Source organism: Dehalobacter sp. 12DCB1, from assembly GCF_004343605.1.
In the GTDB taxonomy this organism is placed as follows: Bacteria; Bacillota; Desulfitobacteriia; order Desulfitobacteriales; family Syntrophobotulaceae; genus Dehalobacter.
Window position 1 is genome coordinate 303,074 of sequence record NZ_POSF01000015.1, and the last position, 19,800, is coordinate 322,873.

The 19,800-nt window shown below is 43.3% G+C and carries 19 protein-coding genes; 1 reads left to right on the forward strand and 18 read right to left on the reverse strand.

The window, feature by feature from the left end; all coding sequences use genetic code 11:
- Positions 1–441: 441 nt before the first annotated feature.
- The 10 genes from C1I38_RS10300 to phoU all read right to left on the reverse strand — a co-directional run bounded on the left by C1I38_RS10300 (position 442) and on the right by phoU (position 11,798).
- Positions 442–3,018, reverse strand: a complete 2,577-nt coding sequence (locus tag C1I38_RS10300) for an HD domain-containing phosphohydrolase (protein ID WP_119774795.1) — start codon at positions 3,016–3,018, stop codon at positions 442–444.
- A 323-nt stretch (positions 3,019–3,341) separates the two neighbouring features.
- Complete coding sequence (locus C1I38_RS10305) at positions 3,342–4,598, reverse strand: malic enzyme-like NAD(P)-binding protein (protein ID WP_119774794.1); 1,257 nt, start codon at positions 4,596–4,598, stop codon at positions 3,342–3,344.
- Between the two features lie 349 nt (positions 4,599–4,947).
- Complete coding sequence (locus C1I38_RS10310; RefSeq protein ID WP_119774793.1) at positions 4,948–5,829, reverse strand: CoA ester lyase; 882 nt, start codon at positions 5,827–5,829, stop codon at positions 4,948–4,950.
- Positions 5,830–5,864: 35 nt separating this feature from the next.
- Complete coding sequence (locus C1I38_RS10315) at positions 5,865–6,761, reverse strand: CoA-binding protein (RefSeq protein ID WP_020491735.1); 897 nt, start codon at positions 6,759–6,761, stop codon at positions 5,865–5,867.
- Between the two features lie 30 nt (positions 6,762–6,791).
- Positions 6,792–7,082 (reverse strand): hypothetical protein, encoded by a 291-nt coding sequence (locus tag C1I38_RS10320; protein WP_020491736.1) that lies wholly within the window; start codon positions 7,080–7,082, stop codon positions 6,792–6,794.
- A 9-nt stretch (positions 7,083–7,091) separates the two neighbouring features.
- Entirely contained in the window at positions 7,092–8,366 is a 1,275-nt protein-coding gene (locus tag C1I38_RS10325; RefSeq protein WP_119774792.1) for an ATP-grasp domain-containing protein, read from the reverse strand.
- A 399-nt stretch (positions 8,367–8,765) separates the two neighbouring features.
- A complete protein-coding gene (gene rnhA / locus C1I38_RS10330) occupies positions 8,766–9,215 on the reverse strand; it encodes a ribonuclease HI (RefSeq protein ID WP_119774791.1) in 450 nt (149 codons plus the stop codon).
- A gap of 8 nt (positions 9,216–9,223) precedes the next feature.
- Positions 9,224–9,682, reverse strand: a complete 459-nt coding sequence (locus tag C1I38_RS10335) for an N-acetyltransferase (RefSeq protein WP_119774790.1) — start codon at positions 9,680–9,682, stop codon at positions 9,224–9,226.
- 69 nt (positions 9,683–9,751) lie between these two features.
- Positions 9,752–10,975 carry a hypothetical protein gene (locus C1I38_RS10340; protein WP_119774789.1) on the reverse strand — a complete coding sequence of 408 codons (1,224 nt, stop codon included), beginning with the start codon at positions 10,973–10,975 and terminating at the stop codon, positions 9,752–9,754.
- A gap of 169 nt (positions 10,976–11,144) precedes the next feature.
- Entirely contained in the window at positions 11,145–11,798 is a 654-nt protein-coding gene (gene phoU, locus C1I38_RS10345) for a phosphate signaling complex protein PhoU (RefSeq protein WP_119774788.1), read from the reverse strand.
- 211 nt (positions 11,799–12,009) lie between these two features.
- Between phoU and C1I38_RS10350 the strand changes: the two genes are divergently transcribed.
- Positions 12,010–12,525: an HDOD domain-containing protein gene (locus tag C1I38_RS10350; RefSeq protein WP_243103640.1), complete on the forward strand. Its 516-nt coding sequence runs from the start codon at positions 12,010–12,012 to the stop codon at positions 12,523–12,525.
- Between the two features lie 180 nt (positions 12,526–12,705).
- On the opposite strand, the gene C1I38_RS10355 is transcribed toward C1I38_RS10350, so the two are convergent.
- From C1I38_RS10355 to rny, 8 genes are all read right to left on the reverse strand, one after another.
- Entirely contained in the window at positions 12,706–12,960 is a 255-nt protein-coding gene (locus tag C1I38_RS10355) for a hypothetical protein (protein ID WP_119774786.1), read from the reverse strand.
- Between the two features lie 63 nt (positions 12,961–13,023).
- The gene (locus tag C1I38_RS10360; protein WP_119774785.1) at positions 13,024–14,193 is read right to left on the reverse strand and encodes an aminotransferase class I/II-fold pyridoxal phosphate-dependent enzyme; all 1,170 of its coding nucleotides are present in this window, start codon (positions 14,191–14,193) and stop codon (positions 13,024–13,026) included.
- Positions 14,190–15,032 carry a PHP domain-containing protein gene (locus C1I38_RS10365; RefSeq protein ID WP_119774784.1) on the reverse strand — a complete coding sequence of 281 codons (843 nt, stop codon included), beginning with the start codon at positions 15,030–15,032 and terminating at the stop codon, positions 14,190–14,192. Before C1I38_RS10365 ends, C1I38_RS10360 begins: the two co-directional genes overlap by 4 nt.
- Before the next feature lie 21 nt (positions 15,033–15,053).
- The gene (locus C1I38_RS10370; RefSeq protein WP_119774783.1) at positions 15,054–16,007 is read right to left on the reverse strand and encodes a dipeptidase; all 954 of its coding nucleotides are present in this window, start codon (positions 16,005–16,007) and stop codon (positions 15,054–15,056) included.
- A gap of 187 nt (positions 16,008–16,194) precedes the next feature.
- Positions 16,195–16,455 carry a stage V sporulation protein S gene (locus C1I38_RS10375; protein WP_026156341.1) on the reverse strand — a complete coding sequence of 87 codons (261 nt, stop codon included), beginning with the start codon at positions 16,453–16,455 and terminating at the stop codon, positions 16,195–16,197.
- A gap of 136 nt (positions 16,456–16,591) precedes the next feature.
- On the reverse strand, positions 16,592–17,380 hold the full coding sequence (locus C1I38_RS10380; protein ID WP_119774782.1) for a TIGR00282 family metallophosphoesterase: 789 nt from the start codon (positions 17,378–17,380) through the stop codon (positions 16,592–16,594).
- A 33-nt stretch (positions 17,381–17,413) separates the two neighbouring features.
- Positions 17,414–17,926: a hypothetical protein gene (locus tag C1I38_RS10385; RefSeq protein WP_119774781.1), complete on the reverse strand. Its 513-nt coding sequence runs from the start codon at positions 17,924–17,926 to the stop codon at positions 17,414–17,416.
- 307 nt (positions 17,927–18,233) lie between these two features.
- Entirely contained in the window at positions 18,234–19,781 is a 1,548-nt protein-coding gene (gene rny / locus C1I38_RS10390) for a ribonuclease Y (RefSeq protein WP_119774780.1), read from the reverse strand.
- Between the last annotated feature and the right edge of the window lie 19 nt (positions 19,782–19,800).

The following is a 19,800-nucleotide window of genomic DNA, read 5'->3' on the forward strand; positions in this document are numbered from 1 at the left end:
TCCGACCGGATTAACCTCAGGCAGACCTTTTTAATTTTGAATCTTTCCTAACCAAACCAATTCTGAAGATTGACTGCCCGACGTTCAGGTTCTTAGGACCAGCGGTATTCAGCCAAATACCACTCCTGCAAGAAATTGCTCGTTTACTGCTATTAATTACTCCCAGCCGCTTAAGTACTTCCTGACCGCCTGACATACCTCCTTTCAATCTTCCTGTCCTGACTTGGGCCTTTTTTCTGTTCCAGGCGATCTGGTCGCCAACCGTGACAACGCATTGTCATAAGTCATTCAGAAAAAGGCTTTACGCTAACGTTAGAGATATTCTCTTTTTTGCTTTAAATTCCTTGGTCAAATAGTTTCATATTGTTTCTAAGTTTGTCGAAACGGAAAGGGCCTTGTTACTACTATGACCTCCTCATAAAATTTCGAGTTTCCGGGACTTCAGATTAAGTTCTTGCCTATGACCTTTTCAATGAATACGCTGACAATCTGCGGATCAAACTGTGTGCCGGAACATTGTAATATTTCATTGATCGCTTCTTCATTACTTAATGCTTTTCTATATGATCTTTCAACTGTCATCGCATCATACGCGTCAGCAATGGCTATAATCCTTGCTTGTAATGAAATCTCTTCCCCTTTAATGCCCCTGGGGTATCCTTGTCCTCCCCACCTTTCATGATGCTCGAGAACAAAATTGGCTATCTCCGAAAATTCATTGACTGAGCTTAATATCCGGTAGCCTATTTCAGAGTGTCTCATGATTTCATTCCATTCATCCTGATTTAATTGCCGAGGCTTATTCAGGATTTTTTCGTCAATTCCTATTTTCCCTATATCATGCATCAATCCGGCTATTCTAACCTGGCTGATATCATTTTTATCAAAATGCATCTTTGTTGCAATCGCCGCACAGATTTCTCCAACCCTTTTCGAATGTAACATTTCCCTACTGCTTTTTTCATATAGCGTATTCATAATCAGGTCTATTGTTTTACTCCTCGTGCTCATGCTGTCGGAGAGTTTGTGCCTATACATCTGATCTTCCGTATTTTTTAGTATCTCCTGGATATCTTCTTCCTTACTTATCTTTGTTTTATACCCAAAGGAAATCGAAATATCAATAGATCCAGCTTTTTCTCCTGAGGAAAGGTCCCTGATCCGGGTGAGTATTTTCTCCGTTTCAATCGCATCCGTTTTCGGCAATAGAATAATAAATTCGTCCCCGCCTAGCCTAGCAACGATCTCGTCAGCACGGCATCCCTTCCTCAGTACTTTAGCCACTTTTTTTAAAAGCTTATCGCCCATGGCATGCCCAAAGGAATCATTAATAAGTTTTAATCCGTTGACATCACCCATCACAATGGTTAGCGGAAGATTTCTTTCTGTATCGAGTCTCTTTAATTCTTCTTCGTAAAATCTTCGGTTATACAGTCCGGTAAGTTGATCATGATAACTCAAGTATTTAATTTCTTCCATTTTTTGTTTTTTCTCGGAAAAATCTCTGAATACTAAGACCACACCTATGATTTCTCCGTTTTCTTGCACAATAGGTGCGGCACTGTCTTCAATAAACCGCTCAGTACCGTCTTTTGAAATCAATATGGTATGGTTAGCCGATTCGATGGTCTTTCCGCTTTCAAGTACTTTTTTAATTATGTTTTTGCACTTACTTCTGGTAATCTCATTAATAATATTAAATACTTCTTCATATGGTTCTCCTCTTGCCTCATCTTGCGTCCATCCTGTTAAGAATTCCGCAACCCTATTAATAAATACAATATTACCTTTATCATCCGTGGAAATGACTCCGTCTCCCACAGAAATCAGCGTTGTTTCTAAAAGATTTTTTTCCTTTGCAAGAGCTGTTTCAAGCCTTCTGCGGTCGGTGATATCGCGAAAAGTCCATATCCTCCCATAGTATTTCCCTTCCTTGTCCATCACAGGCGCAGAATGTCTGTCCAGAATCATCCCGCTTTTTAATTCAATCTCGTCACGGCTAGTCTCGTTGATGTGATCATAAAGATATGTCACTTTTTCTAAAAATCGTTCAGGATCCCTGGTCAAGCTAACAACATGCTTAAGCAGTAAAGTATCATCTTCGTCATCAATAATATATTGGGGGACATTGAACAGCTCAAACATTCGGTGATTAGTAAGCATCCTTGTATGATTCTCATCAACAACCAATATTCCGTCCAGGGATGCGTTTGTCTGTGCCTCAAGAAAAGCCGTCTTAAATTTCATTGTAGCCTCTGCCTGCTTATTTTCGTTGATGTCGCGAATACTCTCAATCGCACCAATAATGTTACCCGACAGATCGTGCAGGGGAGATACCTTGATAGAAACCCAAGATCCCTTATTGTAAAGGGCAGGACAAAACGCTTCCGCCATATAATTATTTTCTTGAGAGGTAAGGTTGAAATATTGGGTCTTAATTTCTTCACTATCCGTAAAGACCAAATCCATTAGCTGCGGCCTAGCCTGGCCATAAAATGGAATAGAATAGGCGTAGTCACCTTTGCCAATCATCTCTGATGCAGGGATACCTGTCATTTTCTCAATCGCTTTGTTCCAGATGATGATTTGCTTATCCTTATTTACAGCAAGAGTGGCGTCCGGAAGAAATTCGATAATATCCATGAGCTGCTGCTGCTGTGCAGATATATCGATAAAAAGCGTAATGAAATAATACTTCTCAGGAGAATACACATTGACTCTATACCATCTGTTTAACGATTCTGAGAACTGTTCAAATTCCTTTTTCCCGCCATTGATCGCTATTTCGCCATAGTATGTTATCCAGTCAAATGCATTGTCACGAATATCTTTTAAAATATCGGTAATCTTTTTACCGATTATCTCTGAGCCCTTTAATCCCGTGAAGGTTTCAAATGCAGAATTTACTTCTATAAATTCATAATCGCAAGGGATCCCGTCATCCTTACATATGATTCTGTGATAAGCATACCCTATTGGGGATTCTTGGACTATTTGCTTATAGAAGTTATCATTCATGAAATATCTCTCTTCCTTACATGTCTAAGCGACATGCAAAAATATAATGCGCCGGTCTTTTAACTTCCTCACCATGAATTCCTGATTTCTCCACATGCCGATAGCTACCTATTTTTTTCATTATATTCTATTAATATAAAAAATTCGACATATTTCATTGATTACAATGTTGAATATTTCAGATAAATTATTTGAATATATTAGGTAAATTACATTGTATTTATTGATTAAAATTAAAGCTGCCGACAAAATCTGTCGGCGGCTTTATTATCTGAAGCTTTTTTGATTTCTTATTGATACTTTAGTACTTTTATTCGCAAATCCTACTTATATTGATTCGCCAGTCTCTTCTTCAGATTTTCTGCCACTAAGGCAGGATCAATCGGATTTCTGGCAATACCGGATTCAATTGCCGCTCTAGCTGTTGCGGCTGCGACAGCAGCGGCAACTTCGGGATTAAAGGCACTTGGGATAATGTAGTCAGCACATAATTCTTCCGGTTTGACGCAGTCGGCAATGGCCTGGGCGGCAGCGATCTTCATCGCATCGTTGATATCGGTCGCGCGAACATCAATCGCACCGCGGAACATTCCCGGGAAAGCCAGGACGTTGTTGATCTGATTGATAACGTCGGAGCGTCCGGTCGAGATAACAGCAGCACCGGCATCGAGAGCTCTTTTAATCGGCCAGATTTCCGGGATCGGATTGGCCTGAGCAAAGACGATCGGATCTTTGGCCATGGATTTAATCATCTCTTCGTCAATGGAATCTGGAGCTGATACGCCAATAAAGACGTCCGCACCCTTGATCGCATCTCTGAGGCTGCCTGTGCACATTTCATAATTTGTCTTTTCAGCGATTTCGTCCTTATATTTATTCATACCTTCAGGGCGTCCCTTATAAATCGCACCTTTGGTATCGCACATAATAACGTTCTTCAGTCCCATACTCATCATCAGCTTGATAATTGCAATCCCGGCAGCTCCGGCGCCGTTCGTTACAACTTTGATTTCATCTATACTCTTGCCGACAACCTTCAGCGCATTAAAAAGACCCGCCAAGGTAACGACAGCCGTTCCATGCTGATCATCATGGAAGATCGGGCCTTTAAAATTATTGCGGGCTTTTAACTTTCCTTCAATTTCAAAACATTCGGGAGCTTTAATGTCCTCAAGGTTAACACCGCCAAAGGTCGGGGCCATTAACTCGACAAGCTCAACAATTTTATCAATATCATTCGTATTTACACAAATGGGGAATGCATCAACGTCGGCAAAGGCTTTAAACAGAAGGGCTTTTCCTTCCATGACAGGCATAGCCGCTGCTGGGCCAAGGTTGCCAAGTCCGAGAATGGCTGTTCCATCGGAAACGATACAGACATAGTTGGCATGATTGGTGTAAACATCGAGATTCGCTAAATCTTTTGCAATTTCTTTCACAGGATCAGCCACTCCTGGGGAATAGGCGAGCGTCAAATCGTCCCTGTCATTGGCAGGAACCGTTACTTTTACTTCAAGTTTACCAGGCCTTACGGCGTGAAACGCTAAAGCCTCTTCACGCAGGTTTTTAATCCGGGACATTCACATCTTCCTCTCACTTTGTGGTTTTTTTCGTTTTATTTTTGGCTTAAGTCTTTTTTATTCAGTATGCTTTTTTAAGTAATACATTGTCGTTATTTGACACATTGCTTATGTAAACAAATTATGAAAGCGTTTCGTTAAATTATCTCATGAATGAAAACAAAAAATCAACCATTTTGTTTTTGAAAGTAAGTATCAGAATCGGTGAAATTATCCTCTGATGTTGGGATCAATACGTTATATTGATTTGAATGGATTAAATAGCGGATATCACAATGTCTGGCCGCCCCTACAGGGTAGCCAGACATTGTGTCACTCGAGTCATATAAAACTTTAGAGCAACCTTAGCTCAAGCTTCTTTCGCTTCAATCTCAGCTTGAGCAGCCAGAATATCTTTGGCATTCAGGTATACGGGAGTATCCACCATTTTTCCGTTGTAGGATACGGCTGCTTTTCCTTTGGCAATACCCTCTTCTTCGAATACTTTGACAACGCCGTTAGCCCATTCGACATCGGCCGGATCCGGAGCATACAGACGGTTGGACGGTCCAACCTGACCCGGATGAATAATCATACGACCTTCATAGCCCATCTGCTTGCCGTCGGCAACGTTCTTTTCAAAAGCGGGGATATCCTGGTAAGCAACGAATGGTGCGTCAATTGCTACAATACCGGCTGCACGGCAGGCAACACCAACTTTGGCGCGTCCCCACAGCTGCTCATTCGCTTCGGAGGTCAGTTTGATCCGCATGTCGCGGCAATAATCTACTGCACCAAAAATAGCATTCACGTTACGTTTGCTGGCCATGCAGCACTCATACGCATTCATAATTCCTTTTGCTGTTTCAAGCAGCATAGAAATTTTGATGGAACCCACTTCCAGACCCCTGCGGCGCTCCAACTCTTCGAGTTTCCAATCCAGACGTTTAACATCATCAGGATGTCCGGTCTTAGCAAGCGTTACGCCATGAAGGCCTTCCCAAACGACAGCCTCAAGGTCATCGTTGGTTAATTCTGTTTCCCAGTTGTTAATTCTGACATAAACCTGGGAACCATTGGACCCGGCATATTTCAAATTCTCGGCAATAATTTTGCGTGCATTTTCCTTCTCCGCCGGTGGTACGGAATCCTCCAGATCCAGTGTGATGATATCAGCAGGAAAGCTTGGCGCTTTCTCAACCATCTTCGGGTTATTTCCCGGTACGTAGAGAATCGATCTCATAACAGCCATTTTAAGATGCCTCCTATTTTTACTGGAATTAATAATTATTCCTTTATTTTCTCCTTCAAAATAATTGGGATATCTATTGGAGTTTCAGCGACAAAACCGCCTGCTTTAAGAACAGCTTCAATTTTGCTCTTCGCGGACCCACGTCCGCGTTCAACAATATTAGAAGCATGGGAAAAACGCTGGCCTTCGGGAGCCCATGCTCCAGCCACGTAGATCACAAAAGGTTTTGTGAATTTGCCTTCCGCAATCACATCGGCACATTCCTCTTCCTGAGAGCTGCCGATCTCGGCATAGACGGCTACACCTTTTGTTTCAGGATCTGCTTCGAATAAGGGCAGCAAATCAGCCATAGATGTTCCAAGTACAGGCTCGGTTCCGGTATGAACGACTGTACTTACGCCGAAACCACCTTCTCTTAGTACCCAGGGGATGGTCCCTGATTGTCCGCCACTGCGCGAAAAGACACCAATATTACCTTTCTTGAAGAACTTGTTAGCCCACTCGACATTGCCGCCAAGCCAGCCGACAACTGCTTCTCCCGGTGTCAGAATGCCAATGGATCCTGGGCCGATTAAGCGGGTTCCTCTCAGCTTGCAATAAGCGACCATTTCCATAATATCATGGATAGGTGTTCCTTCAACGCACGGAATGATATTTTTGACGCCCGCGTCGGCAGCTTCAAAAACAGCGGTTTTTAGAACGCTGCCCGGCACAAAGATGACGCTAAAGTCAATTTCACCTTGTTCTCTGGCAATTTCCTTAACCGTATTATAGACGGGGATATCATGAACCTCGTCCCCTTTTTTTCCGGGGCTGGTTCCGCCGATGACTTTGGTACCATATTGTTTCATGTATTTGGTTCTTACAGACCCTTCACGGCCGGTAATTCCCTGGATAATGACTTTAGACTGGTTACTGATTAAAATGCCCATTCTTATCCCTCATTTTAGTTTTGAAATAAACTATTGTAAACCACGTTTGGCCTGATAGGCATCAAGGCCCGTAATCGGAACATCGATGGTCAAAGCCTTATTCCCTTCGAACTTGCAAGCGATCTCACAAGCCAGACATTCTGTTCCAAGCCGGAGAACTTCCTCCGCACCCAGATGCTCGACGGATGGTTTTCCGTCGGCAATTTGGAGCAGTCCTCTGGCATATTTTTTACAAGCTGCTGCGCACGCTTTGGTTTCACATGTGTCACACTTGCTGGTATCGATGCTTATGGTAATACTTTTTTCTTTGATTTCCAGCATGGCATTTCCCTACTTTCTTTGAGCATCTTTTTCTGCTCTGTATTCTTTGGCCAGAGCCAGAAGTCTTTGACCAATAAATTTAGTATCTGTGACATGCTCTTTTCCGTATATTTCAATTCTTTTGCCAATCCCGTCCGGAGTCATCAGCTCTGCCAGGCCCTTGCACAGAATCTCCATGGATTCATCCTCGCGATTGCCGCAGAGTAATAGAACGCAAGGCAGGCCGGGCTTCTTGGGAAGCTCTTCCCATAGTACTTTGACAATCGCATTGGCATGGTGCCATTGCTCCTGATTCGCCATCATAAAACCGCCAAGAAGATAACCATCAATATTGGGCTGCGATAATACACACTTGGCAACACGATATATTTTGGATCCGACAGGATTGCCGCTTGTGTCGGCATAGTTGGCAGGCTTAAGCCCTACCTGATTCAGTGCATCGAGTCCCATCATCGCCGAACCACCGCCAATTGGGTGATAACCGATATAGCCGGGACTTACTTCATCGTATCCCATATTCATCAGGAAGCCCGTACCGCGGGCATCTGTTTCTTCAATGCTCCAGCCGATCATATCGAGTTCGGTGACTTCACCAGGCAAATCGCGGGCAATTTTAATGTCAAATTCCGGATGACGGCCCACCGAGCTATTGTCAATCTCCATTTTACAGTCCGCACAGATCAGGTTTCCATCCTCCGTCATGACAAAAGGATTGATCTCCAGGGTCTGGCAGTCATACTTTTTGTACACTTGAGCCAGTTTGGTCAGAAAAGAAGCAAACTTGCTCAAGTCTTTATTAGGAATGCCGGCAGAGGCACAGAAGTCAATCGCATCATAAATCTGCAGACCAAAAATGGGGTCGATATTCATCTTAAAAATCAGTTCTTCAGGAACACTCTCAATATCCATGCCGCCTTCTGAGCTGAACATCAGCATCGGGCAGCGGGCGTCTCTCGCATTGTTAATGACAAATGAACAATAATATTCTTTTTTGATCGCCAGTTTTTCCTCAATCAAAACCTGTCTGACGGGGAGCCCTTTTACTATCTTGGACAGTATTTCAGCTGCTGCTGCCGAAGCTTCGGACGGGGTTTTAACCAATTTCACAATCCCAGCCTTTCCTCTTCCTCCTGCCTGAACCTGACCTTTGACAGCAACGGACTTACCAATCCATTCTGCCGCTTGTTGTGCTTCTTCCGGAGAAGATGCCGGCCTGCCCTTCGGTACGGGTATTCCCGCTTTGGCAAGCCATTCCTTACCTTGATACTCTAGAAATTTTGCCATCCGTAATCCCTTCCATATCGTCGTTTTGATCTGATACCTTGTTAACCTAAAATTGTAATAAAATGGCGAGCAGATTTTTTTAAGCCAAGGAAAGATTGAGGCGTACTGAAGTATGGTGATTGATGACAGCGCAGTATTGCAAAAAATATGCCGCCAGGATATATAAGATTTTAGAATTAATAGGGTACTAGGGCTTGTATATACTGAACGAAAACTCAAAAAATTAAAGGAATACATGGTTATTCCTTTTCCTTTAATTTTTTTGTTTATTTATTATAGTGATCTATGTACCGTTCGTTATTAACTCACCTTATGATTATTATAACGAAATTATTTGCAAAAACAAGACTAAATACAGCGAATAGCATGATTTATTAGGGAAAAACCAATCTTAAAAACTTAATCAGCTAATGCCTGGGCAATTGCTTTGCGGGCAAGTTCGTCACATCGTTCGTTCTCAGGATGTCCAGAATGGCCTTTGACCTTGACCCAGACAACTTCATGCTTTGCCGTGAGTTCTAGAAGTAATACCCAGAGATCACGATTCTCAACCGGTTTCTTTTGAGAACTCTGCCAGCCATTCTTTTGCCAGCGGGAAAGCCATTTTTGTTCGAACGCATTAATTAAATAGGCGCTGTCACTGTGGACTTGGACACTGCAAGGTTCTTTCAGGGCTGCCAGTCCTTGGAGTGCCGCAGTCAGTTCCATACGTTGATTGGTTGTATTTGCTTCAAAGCCACTAATCTCTCTTTCATATTCGCCATATTTTAGGACTGCCGCCCAGCCTCCCGGTCCGGGATTACCTGAACAGGCTCCGTCCGTATAAATTTTTATACTTTTTACAGTCATTGAACCCCCTATTTTAAGTAAAGAATCAGGGCATTTTCATCACAATTAGGAAACTTAACACAATTGATGCATTCTTTCCAGACCTTATGGGGCATTGAATCCTTTTCGGTGATTTCGAATCCCATATGTTTGAAGAAATCTACTTGATACGTCAGGGTAAATACCTTGGGGCAATGGAGCTCCTTGGCCTCTTCCAAAAGGAGCTCAACAATCTTGCGGCCTAAGCCCTTCCCTCTATAGCTTTCATCAACCGCCAGTGCCCTGATCTCAGCGAGATCATCCCAGGTAATATGTAAAGCGCCGGTTCCGACAATCCGGTCATCCTCCACCGCTACAATGACCTCCCTGATTCCCTCATACAGTGCACTTCGAGTTCTGGGCAGCATGAGTCCCTGTTCAGCATAGTAATTGATCAGGTTAATAATGTCTTCCACATCGCTTAGCTTTGCGTGTCTATAGGTTACCATCTTTTCTCCTTTATCCGTCCGTGTTTCCCGACAAATGTTAGAATGATCATTCTCTTTACCACAATCTTACTATGCATCGATCCCGAATGCAATGAAGTTATCTTTTACTCCTTTAAAACCTTCCGTCCGCCATTCTTTGGGCATGATCATCAATGGATATTTGTCGGGCTGCTTCAGCCAGGATTGGCACAGACGCAATTCTTCCATGTAATCGGCTTCGCAAAAAAGGAATATTTTGCGGTTCCACTCCAGTTGCGAATATCCCGGAAAACCTTGATGATGCTTCGCATAGTTTTCAAAAGCTGAAAATACTAGCAGCGTTTGTACAATTTTTAGCGATGGTTTCTCCAGAATAGGTTTAATAATCCTAATAGATTGATCCCGTTGGAAAAAATACAGTTGCCGGCTTTCAATCAAATCACTGAAGTCTCTTGGATACCAAGGAACCTCCAGGTACTTTCCAAAATATTGGGGGATAAATTCCCTGTCATAGATTATCTTAAGATCTAATAATTCCCTGGAATCAAGGCTGCCATTGATCTCCATATTTTCCAGCAGTTCCAGTATCCCGTTAATGGCTCTGCAAAATTCATCATTAAGATTCCCGGAAAAATCGACCCATCCCAACTTTAGAAATTTGGAAGCAATATTTTTATTCCTGGTCCATTTTACTTTAGTAGACAGTTCAAACTTGTTCCCTTTCTTTTTAAACTCGGCAATTTGAATATTTCCCCAGCAATAGGTGATTTTATTCTTTTCGGATACTGCCCGGACTCTTCTCTTAGCCAAGCTTTCAAAATAGCGGTTGATCACCATCAGGTGATTCCAAGCCACCGGATTTAATTCTCTTTGCCAGTGTTCCCAACCGGGGTGCAACTCTCCTGTATCCAGCCGAAAAAAGCCTTTATCGTAATCTTTTTCTGACAGGACATATAAATTTGGGGTTAATTTTTCCCGCCAAAAAACCGTCCTGGCAAACAGCATGCCTCCTATTTGAGAAACCGCACCTAAAAATACAGGAGAAAATTCTTTTGCCACATAATAAATCAAAGTCCTGCTGCCATTTCCTAGATGCCCTCCCCACAAAATCCCTCCTAGAAGGAAGTCTTCCTCCCGGTAAACTCCCTGCGCAGCGATGATCCCGACTCTGAAACTGATATCCCCGGCACTGAAATAATCAAACTGGGAAGGCAGATGCCAACCTTTCCTGACCTCTTCTGGACATTCTTCCCATCCGGATACACTAAAAATGTCCGGATTAGCATCCCATAATTCCTTCCATTTTATATTCAAGTCAAATCCTCCCTTTACAAGCTGTTTTTTTATTATTACGCTTGATAAAGGCAGGAAATGACAAGGTATCTTTTTCAATTATAAAATTATAGAAAAATTAACCCGGGTAAACCCGGGTTCTTTAGCTGATGGTCAAGATAGAATATAAATTTTTTATATATATTTCTGTCTATTTGTTTAAATTTTCCCTAACGCCTAATTGCATATAAATAACTTCTTCCCCGATATTCGTACAGTAATCCCCGATTCTTTCGATATAGCGGGTTGCTAGAAGCAGGTAGACAGCCTGGCCAGATATTGCCGAATCTTGTGCCATCATCTCGTTAAGTTCGTTAAAAATCAATTTATAGTAATGATCCACTTTGTGGTCGGTCTCAGCCAATGACCGTGCAAGTTCAATATCTTCATAGATAAAAGCCTGGACGGCCGTACGCATCATTTGGATTGCGATCTCAGCCATTTTCGGCATGTCGATCAACGGCTTGATCAGTGGATCGGGTCCAATCCGCAAGGATACTTTGGCAATATCGACGGATAGATCGCCCATTCTTTCCAGAGAGGAAATGATTTTATAGCTCGCAACAATATTGCGGAGATCCGAGGCAAACGGCTGCTGGGTTGCAACAAGGTGGGTACAGAGCAGTTCGATGTCCTGCTCAGAATCATTGATCAGGCCGTCATCGCTGACTACCTTTTCCGCCAGAGCCATATCCCTGTTCTTCAAGCTTTCCATGGCCTGTTCCAGCGCCTTCTCAACTAACACGCTCATTTCTACTATTTTTTTCTTAAGCTCCTGAAGCTGATCTTCAAATTTATGGCGCATCGTATCCCCCCGAATGTGACTTCATCTGCAAAATGTGTAATGTAATATAAAATAACATACCCTAATGTACAAATGATAACAAAGAATTTAATTCCAAAGCAAGCTATCTAGGATGATCCATCATCATGCTTATTAAAGCACTGGAAATTGTAAATAGTAAGGGTATAATAGAATAGGGATGGGATTAAAGCAAAAAATACAAAGGAACTGAATGATGTTCTATCGGATCAAACAATTACTCAATGCGTTGCACCCGGTTGTAAATGAGAATGAATACTCCTGGCTAAATACCGTACTGTCGGAGCGGGAAAGACAGCTATTTCTGAAGCAGACCCTTACAGAACAGAGGCATGCACTCGATGTCGCCCGGGATATTCAGGAACGAAGCAGTTTTATTGAAAATGGTTATGGAAAAGAAGTTTACCATAGCCTTTTAAGTGGTGCGCTTCTCCATGACTGCGGAAAATCCGTGATTCATCTGCTTCTGTGGCAGAGGATATTTATTGTTATCTTTAATTATTTACCTGAACGGACCAAAAACATCATCCGCCAAAGCAAATCAGTTTTTGGCAAGACGGTGGTGATTTACACTCAACATCCTGACTGGGGGAAACGGCTGGCCGCCCGGGCCGGACTCTCTCCTGAAATCCAGTGCTTAATCCAAAATCACCATACCCCACAAAATTCTTTGGAAGAAATCCTCCATCAAGCCGACAACCGGCACTAGTTTCAAAGTTACCCGTACAGTAATTCCAAAGTAACTTGAACTATTAAAACAAACTTTCACAAACTACAGACTATGTCTCCGCAATGGATGGCCAACGTCAAGCGTAGTACGATGCAAGCGCGTCTTTTGACGAAAGCGGCCATCCATTGCGAAAATAGCCCAAGCAAAGGCTTTAAACTGCTATTCTTTCAAATAATCCTTAAGTTCATATAATTCAAAATCCTGCGAATAAACCGGTTTATGCTGGTTTATCTTTTTGTATTTCTGAAGATATCTGCTTTTTTGATCAAGCTTTTGCGTAAGGATCTTATTTTCCTTTTCAATCTGCTCAAGCAGGTCCATAAGGACTCTCCTGCTTAAACGCAGATTATCAAGCTGTTTTTCCAATTCCATAATTCTATGAGTTAACAGGACGGTTTCCTCATTCGTGCTCAAACTTTCATCTCCCGGAACAGAATTATATTCTTATATAGTTATTCTATACGCTTCAGATTGTTTTTAATCCTTCCCGGCTAAAAAAGTTCCAACCCGCTGAACCGCTTCCTGAAGCCTTGTCTCATCCTGAACCAGGCCAACCCTGACATATCCCTCGCCATACCGGCCAAAGGCAATGCCCGGCACGATAAGAACACCAGCCTCGCTGGCCAGTTCAAGCGCAAAGGATAATGAATCTTGCTTCGTAGGCACCGGGGCCCATACAAACATGGATCCTTTGGACCTGTTCATCTTCCAGCCGACTCTGGCACATCCGTCGACCCAGATATCCCTTCTGTTTTTATACGTCTGCTGATTGGCAAGGATGGTCTGATCACCACCGCTTAAGACAGTAGCTCCGGCCTTCAATACAGGCTGAAAACTTCCATAGTCAATATTGGATTTGATGGTCTCCAGCGCTCTTATGACTTCTTTATTGCCGACCACAAAGCCAAGTCTCACTCCGGCCATATTATACGACTTGGAAAGGGAATGAAACTCTACCCCTACCTCCTTTGCTCCTTTGGCCTGCAGAAAGCTTGACGGACTATAGCCGTCAAAAGCCAGTTCCGTATACGCAGCATCATGGCAAACCACAATTTCATGTTCGGAGGCAAACCTAACAACTTCATTAAAGAAAGCCATCGATGCAACTGCAGCAGTTGGATTATTTGGATAGTTGAGGATCATCAATTTGGCCCGGTCAGCGGTCTGGGGGGCAATTCGATTAAGGTCCGGCAGAAAGTCGTTCGTTTCCAATAACGGCAGTGTAACCTTTTCACCTTCGACCAGCGCCAATCCGTCTGAATAAATCGGATAACCCGGATCAGGGATAAAAGCAGCGTCACCCTTATCAATAAATGCCCAGAAAATATGCGTTAGACCATCCTGGGAACCCATGACCGGAAGCACTTCCGTCGCAGGATCAATAACAACGTTAAATCTTCTTTTATACCATAATGAGCAAGCTTCCCGAAACTCCGGAATTCCTCTGGTCAGTGTATAACCATACGCTTTTTCATCGAGGCTCTGCTCACTGATTATTTTTCTGATCTCCAGGGACGGAGGCAAATCAGGGCTCCCTACACTGAGATCAATGAGCGTTTTCCCTTCACGTTTAAGCTCTTCTTTCAACGAAGCCAATTGTGAAAAAATCGATGTTTGCAGACTTCCCATTCTTGCTGCGAGCTTCATGTCTTCTTCCTCCTCAGCTGCTCAATTTGTTGAATGGTCTCCATACCGACTCCCCAAGAGCCTAATTTTATGCCAGGCTTAATCGCATGACCATGAAAATCAGATCCGCCTGTAATCAGAAGGCTCTTCCTTTCTGCCAGTGCTCTAAAGTAATTTCGTTCCTCCGCACCGTGGTCGGGATGATAGACTTCAATTCCCTGCAGCCCTGAGTCGACCCAGGCGGCAATCTCGGGTTCTGTACATTGGCTGCCCGGATGCGCGAGCACGGCTACGCCTCCGGCTTCTCTGATAATTGTAATAGCTTTGACAGGATCAAGCTTATACCTGGGAATGTAAGCCGGCCTTCCTATCTTTAAAAATCTCTCAAAAGCGTCTTTCAGATTAGCGGCATACCCGTGCCTAATCATGGCCTGAGCCACATGGGGTCGTCCGACAGAATCTCCGTTCACAAACTGACTTACTTCATCAAATGTCAGGGTGATTCCAAGTTGTTCCAGCTTCTGAAGGATCTTTCTTATTCTTTGCACTCTTTTTTCCCGCAGTTCTTGTAGCCTGATATGAAGGACCTCATTGCCCTCCTGTAACCCATACCCGAGGATATGGACTTCCTTGCCGACCCAGTCGGTGTTAATCTCGATGCCTTTAACCAGACAGAGTCCAGTCTTGGCTGCAGCCCGCCCTGCCTCCCTCCAGCCATTAATGGTATCATGATCCGTGATGGCCAAAGCTTTCAATCCGACTTCTGCGGCAGACTTAACGACTTCTTCCGGTGTAAGGATCCCGTCTGAAGCAGTCGTATGACAATGCAGGTCGGCCTCAAATCTTGTTTGGTATTTCATGATGTTTACCTCTAAGAATTTTCACATTAAGACATCGCTCAAAAACCTGACATAATTCCCATAACATATTTTGGCTATTTCGTTCTGATTAAAACCGCACTGAGACAATTTTTCCACTAGATCCAGAAATTTCCCGACATTTTCCAGACCTTTTGGTGTCGTCTCGATTCCGTCAAAATCTGATCCGAAGCCAACGGTATCGACTCCCGCTACTTCTGCGATGTGGCAAATGTGCAGGACAACATCATTCATAGTTGCTTTTCCGGTCTCACTCAGGAAATCTTCACAGAAATTGACTCCGACCAAACCTTTCTTGTCTCCTAGCGCACGCAGCTGGTGGTCAGTCAAGTTCCGGCGATGGCCGCATAATGCTTTGGCACAGGAATGGGAAGCAAGGATCGGACGTTCAGAATGTCTCAGAACATCCCAAAAACCTGCCTCATTTAGGTGGGAGACGTCGATTACCATCCCAAGCTGATTCATTCTTTCGATGACCTGAAAGCCAAAACTAGATAAACCGCCACTTCCTTCGCTTTCCCCAACGCCGTTGCCGATCGCATTCCTTTCATTCCAGGTAAGGCCAATGCTTCTGACTCCAAGCCTGAAAATCAAATCAAGCATAAAAACGTTTTCCCCAAGAATTTCTCCGCCCTCAATATTGATCAGCAGGCCTAGCTTATTGGTCCGGCCTAATTGGGCTGCGTCTTCTTGAGTTTTTACTAAAAATACATCACTGGAATTATGATCAATAAACTTAAGTGCAGCTTCGATCAATTCCAGCCCTCTCCAGGCCGCCTGAAACGGTTTGTGTTCACTTTCAATATAAGCAGCCAGAAACTGCAGGCCCAGATTGGCCTGTTTTGCCCTGCTCAAATCCCAGTGTCCAAATTTCGCTGTTTCTTTTAAATTTCTTTTTCCGGCAGCAAAATCTCCAATGCTGTCGCAATGCCCATCAGCAATCCATATGTTCTTCATGGTCAAATTTAGCTCCTTTATTTATATTCTAAAGGATAATCGGGCAGAAGGCTACGCATTAAGAAAATCTGACTGATGCCAAGCCTTTGATGACTGCCTTAGTTGCACTTAGAATATTAGAAAGTACGAAACTTTCTGATATACTAAAAAAACCTGCCCCTAAGCAGGCAGGTTTAGAATCATTGGGTTATCTGGGTTCGACAATCAGTTTAATCGCGGTCCTCTCTTCGCCTTCAATTTGGATATCAGTGAAAGCTGGAATACAAACCAGGTCAAGACCACTCGGAGCAACAAAACCCCTGGCGATAGCAACTGCTTTCACTGCCTGGTTTAATGCGCCTGCGCCAATTGCCTGCAGTTCAGCTCCGCCTTTTTCCCTGAGTACTCCTGCTAACGCTCCTGCTACTGAATTAGGACTTGATTTTGCTGAGACTTTTAACACATCCATTATCTAATACCTCCCAATCAATCCTTTTTACATGTATTTCCACTTTAATGCTATATACTATTCGCGTAATAGTAAAAAAATCCTCTTTTTAGAAATGTCTGATTTTCGTATTTTTCGCCCAAAAAAAACCTGCACCTCATTTAGCGCAGGATGTCTGTTTCTGTATAGGAATAATACGCTGCGTTTTGCCGTTTTTTTCATCTATTTGAAGCACCACAGCGTTCAGCTGGTTCACTCCGTTGGCCACTTCAAATCTTACCGGCATCTGCGTCAGAAAATTGTTGATAATAATTTCTTTTTTGACTCCGAGGACTGAATCCCGCGGGCCAGTCATTCCAACGTCTGTAATATAGGCCGTACCCTGGTCCAGTATCCTGGCATCCGCAGTCTGGATATGGGTATGCGTTCCAAGAACTGCGCTTACTTTGCCGTTAAGAAACCAGCCAAGCGCAACTTTTTCCGAAGTTGCCTCGGCATGAAAATCGACAATGATCACCGGGGTCTCCACAGCCATCATATTGATGATTTGATTCACCATCGTAAAAGGATTCTCTAACGGTGGCAGAAAGACTCTGCCTGATAGATTGATAATTCCCGTCTTTATTCCGTTACGAATAACAAAACCATAGCCTTTTCCCGGAACCCCTTTCGGATAATTGGCAGGCCGGATCAGCTTGGTTTCATCATCGATAAACTTTATAATTTCCTTTTGGTCCCAAACATGGTTGCCCATCGTCAAAAAGTGGATTCCGTAATCATATAGCTCATAGGCGACTTCTTTGGTGAGCCCCCGCCCGCCCGAGGCATTTTCAGCATTGGCAATCACCAGATCAAGTTTATGCTCTTTCTGGAGTTCTGGGAGAAAAGCAGCCACCGCTTCTCTTCCCGGTCTACCGACGATATCACCAATAAAAAGAATCTGCATAAGGTACTCCTTTATTTGCACTAGACCCTTGGTTCAACCATTGAAAACAAGTACTCTGCCGTCTTCTCGTACAGCTGTAATGTTTTTTTCTGTTCCGTTAGAACGTACAGCTGCCATCATATGATTAATAATTTCTTCCTGTAGTATGACCTCTTCTTCAGGCAGGCTGCATTCATCAGCAATCAGTTTAGCGCCAAGCTCGCTTTTCATGATTTCTACAATGAGATTGATTTCGGTGTGGGTAATGCTGCTTAAATCTCTGCTGATGATAATTAGATCCAGTTCCTGCTCAAATTTTTCGACATTAAACAGCTGAATTTTCCGGCCTTCAATCTGATGAAACAATTCCAGGGCCTGCCGAAGTTTAATCTGAAGCGCTTCGAAACCGCACTCCTTGACGACCAGGAATTTCAGTCTCATGGTCTGATACTCGTGACTGCAGCTAATCGTAACAACTTCCGGATAGCGCAGCAAAATAGAAACAAGTAATCCTGTACTATAATTAAGATAATTTGATTCAACAGTTACGACTTCTGAAGCGGTCATCTTGATAATCCTTTCCCTAATGTGAATTAAGTATTCTTCTCCAAAACATATAATAATTCTTCAAGGAGACGTAAAGTCCTTCCTAGAGTGCCCTAGCAATTATAACCTATTTTGTCCCGACATACCAATATAACGTAAACCTGTGCACTTAGATGGCTCAGAAAATACTAGAAAATACTTATATTCTATGATACACAAACAAAGCAGGCCTAACACCTGCTTTGCTCTATATACGCATGGTTCAATATCTAATCATTGTACGCTTAATCCGTAAGGTATCTTTGTGTTAACGTCGTTTCATCGCAGATTACTTCGCATAATCTACTGCGCGGGTCTCCCGCATTACGACAACTTTGATCTGTCCGGGGTATTCCAGTTCTTCTTCAATTCTCTTTGCAATATCATGTGCAAACCTTGGTGCAAGTGCATCATCAATCTTGTCCGGATTCACAATAATGCGAATCTCTCTGCCGGCCTGAATTGCGTAGGATTTTTCAACGCCTTCAAAGGTTTCGGCAATTTCCTCAAGCTTCTGCAGCCTTTTAATGTAGGACTCCAAAGTCTCGCGTCTGGCGCCAGGTCTGGCAGCCGATACCGCATCTGCAGCGGCAACAAGCACTGCAACAATCGTCTTAGGTTCAGTGTCACCGTGATGGGCCTCAATCGCGTGAATAATATCCCATGATTCTTTGTACTTTTTGCAGAGATCAACACCAATCTCAACATGCGTGCCTTCGGTATCATGGTCAACGGCTTTACCAATGTCATGCAGAAGTCCGGCGCGTTTTGCGGTCTGGACATCAACGCCCAGTTCGGAAGCCATTAGCCCGGCCAGATGAGATACCTCGATAGCGTGTTTTAAAACATTTTGTCCATAACTGGTTCTGAAACGCAGTCGGCCAAGCAATTTAATCAGTTCGGAATGTATGCCGTGAACCCCAGTTTCGAAGGTAGCTTGTTCTCCTTCTTCCCTGATTTTTTGGTCAACTTCCTTCTGCGCCTTTTCAACCATTTCTTCAATTCTAGCCGGATGAATACGTCCGTCCAAAATCAGTTTTTCCAGAGCGACTCTGGCGACTTCTCTTCTAATCGGATCAAATCCTGATAAAATAACAGCCTCAGGCGTATCGTCAATAATCAAATCAATACCCGTTAAAGTCTCAAGAGCTCTGATGTTTCGGCCCTCTCGGCCAATGATACGGCCTTTCATTTCATCGTTCGGTAGAGCAACCACTGAAACTGTGCTTTCAGCAACATGGTCTGCAGCACAACGATGAATAGCCAAAGAAATAATATCTTTAGCGCGTTTTTCGGCTTCTTCTTTTGTCCGGGTCTCATATTCCTTAATCATGATTGCCGATTCGTAACGTACTTCTTCCTCGACACTTTTTAACAACAATTGTTTGGCTTCTTCAGGAGTCAGACCGGAAAGCCTTTCCAGCTCAGCTACCTGTTTAATCAGGAGATCATTTAAATCAAGTTTTTGTTTTTCAACTTCTGATTCTTTGCGATGTAAATTTTCTTCCTTACGCTCTAAAACTTCAATTTTTCTTTCAAGGGTCTCTTCCTTTTGGAGATTGCGTCTTTCCAGACGCTGGATTTCGTTACGTCTTTCTCTGGTCTCTTTTTCAATATCATTGCGAAGCTGCATAACCTCTTCTTTAGCTGCAACAACTTTTTCTCTTTTTTTAGCTTCAGCCTCTGCCTCAGCATTTTTTAAAAGCCTTTTTGCTTCTATTTCAGCAGATCCAATCATTTTTTCCGCAGATGATTTGCGGATAAACCAGCCGATCAGACTGCCAATCGCCAATCCGGCGAGTACAATAACAACTGCAATTAAGCCTGATATTTCCAAAGCTTCACCTCCTTAAATA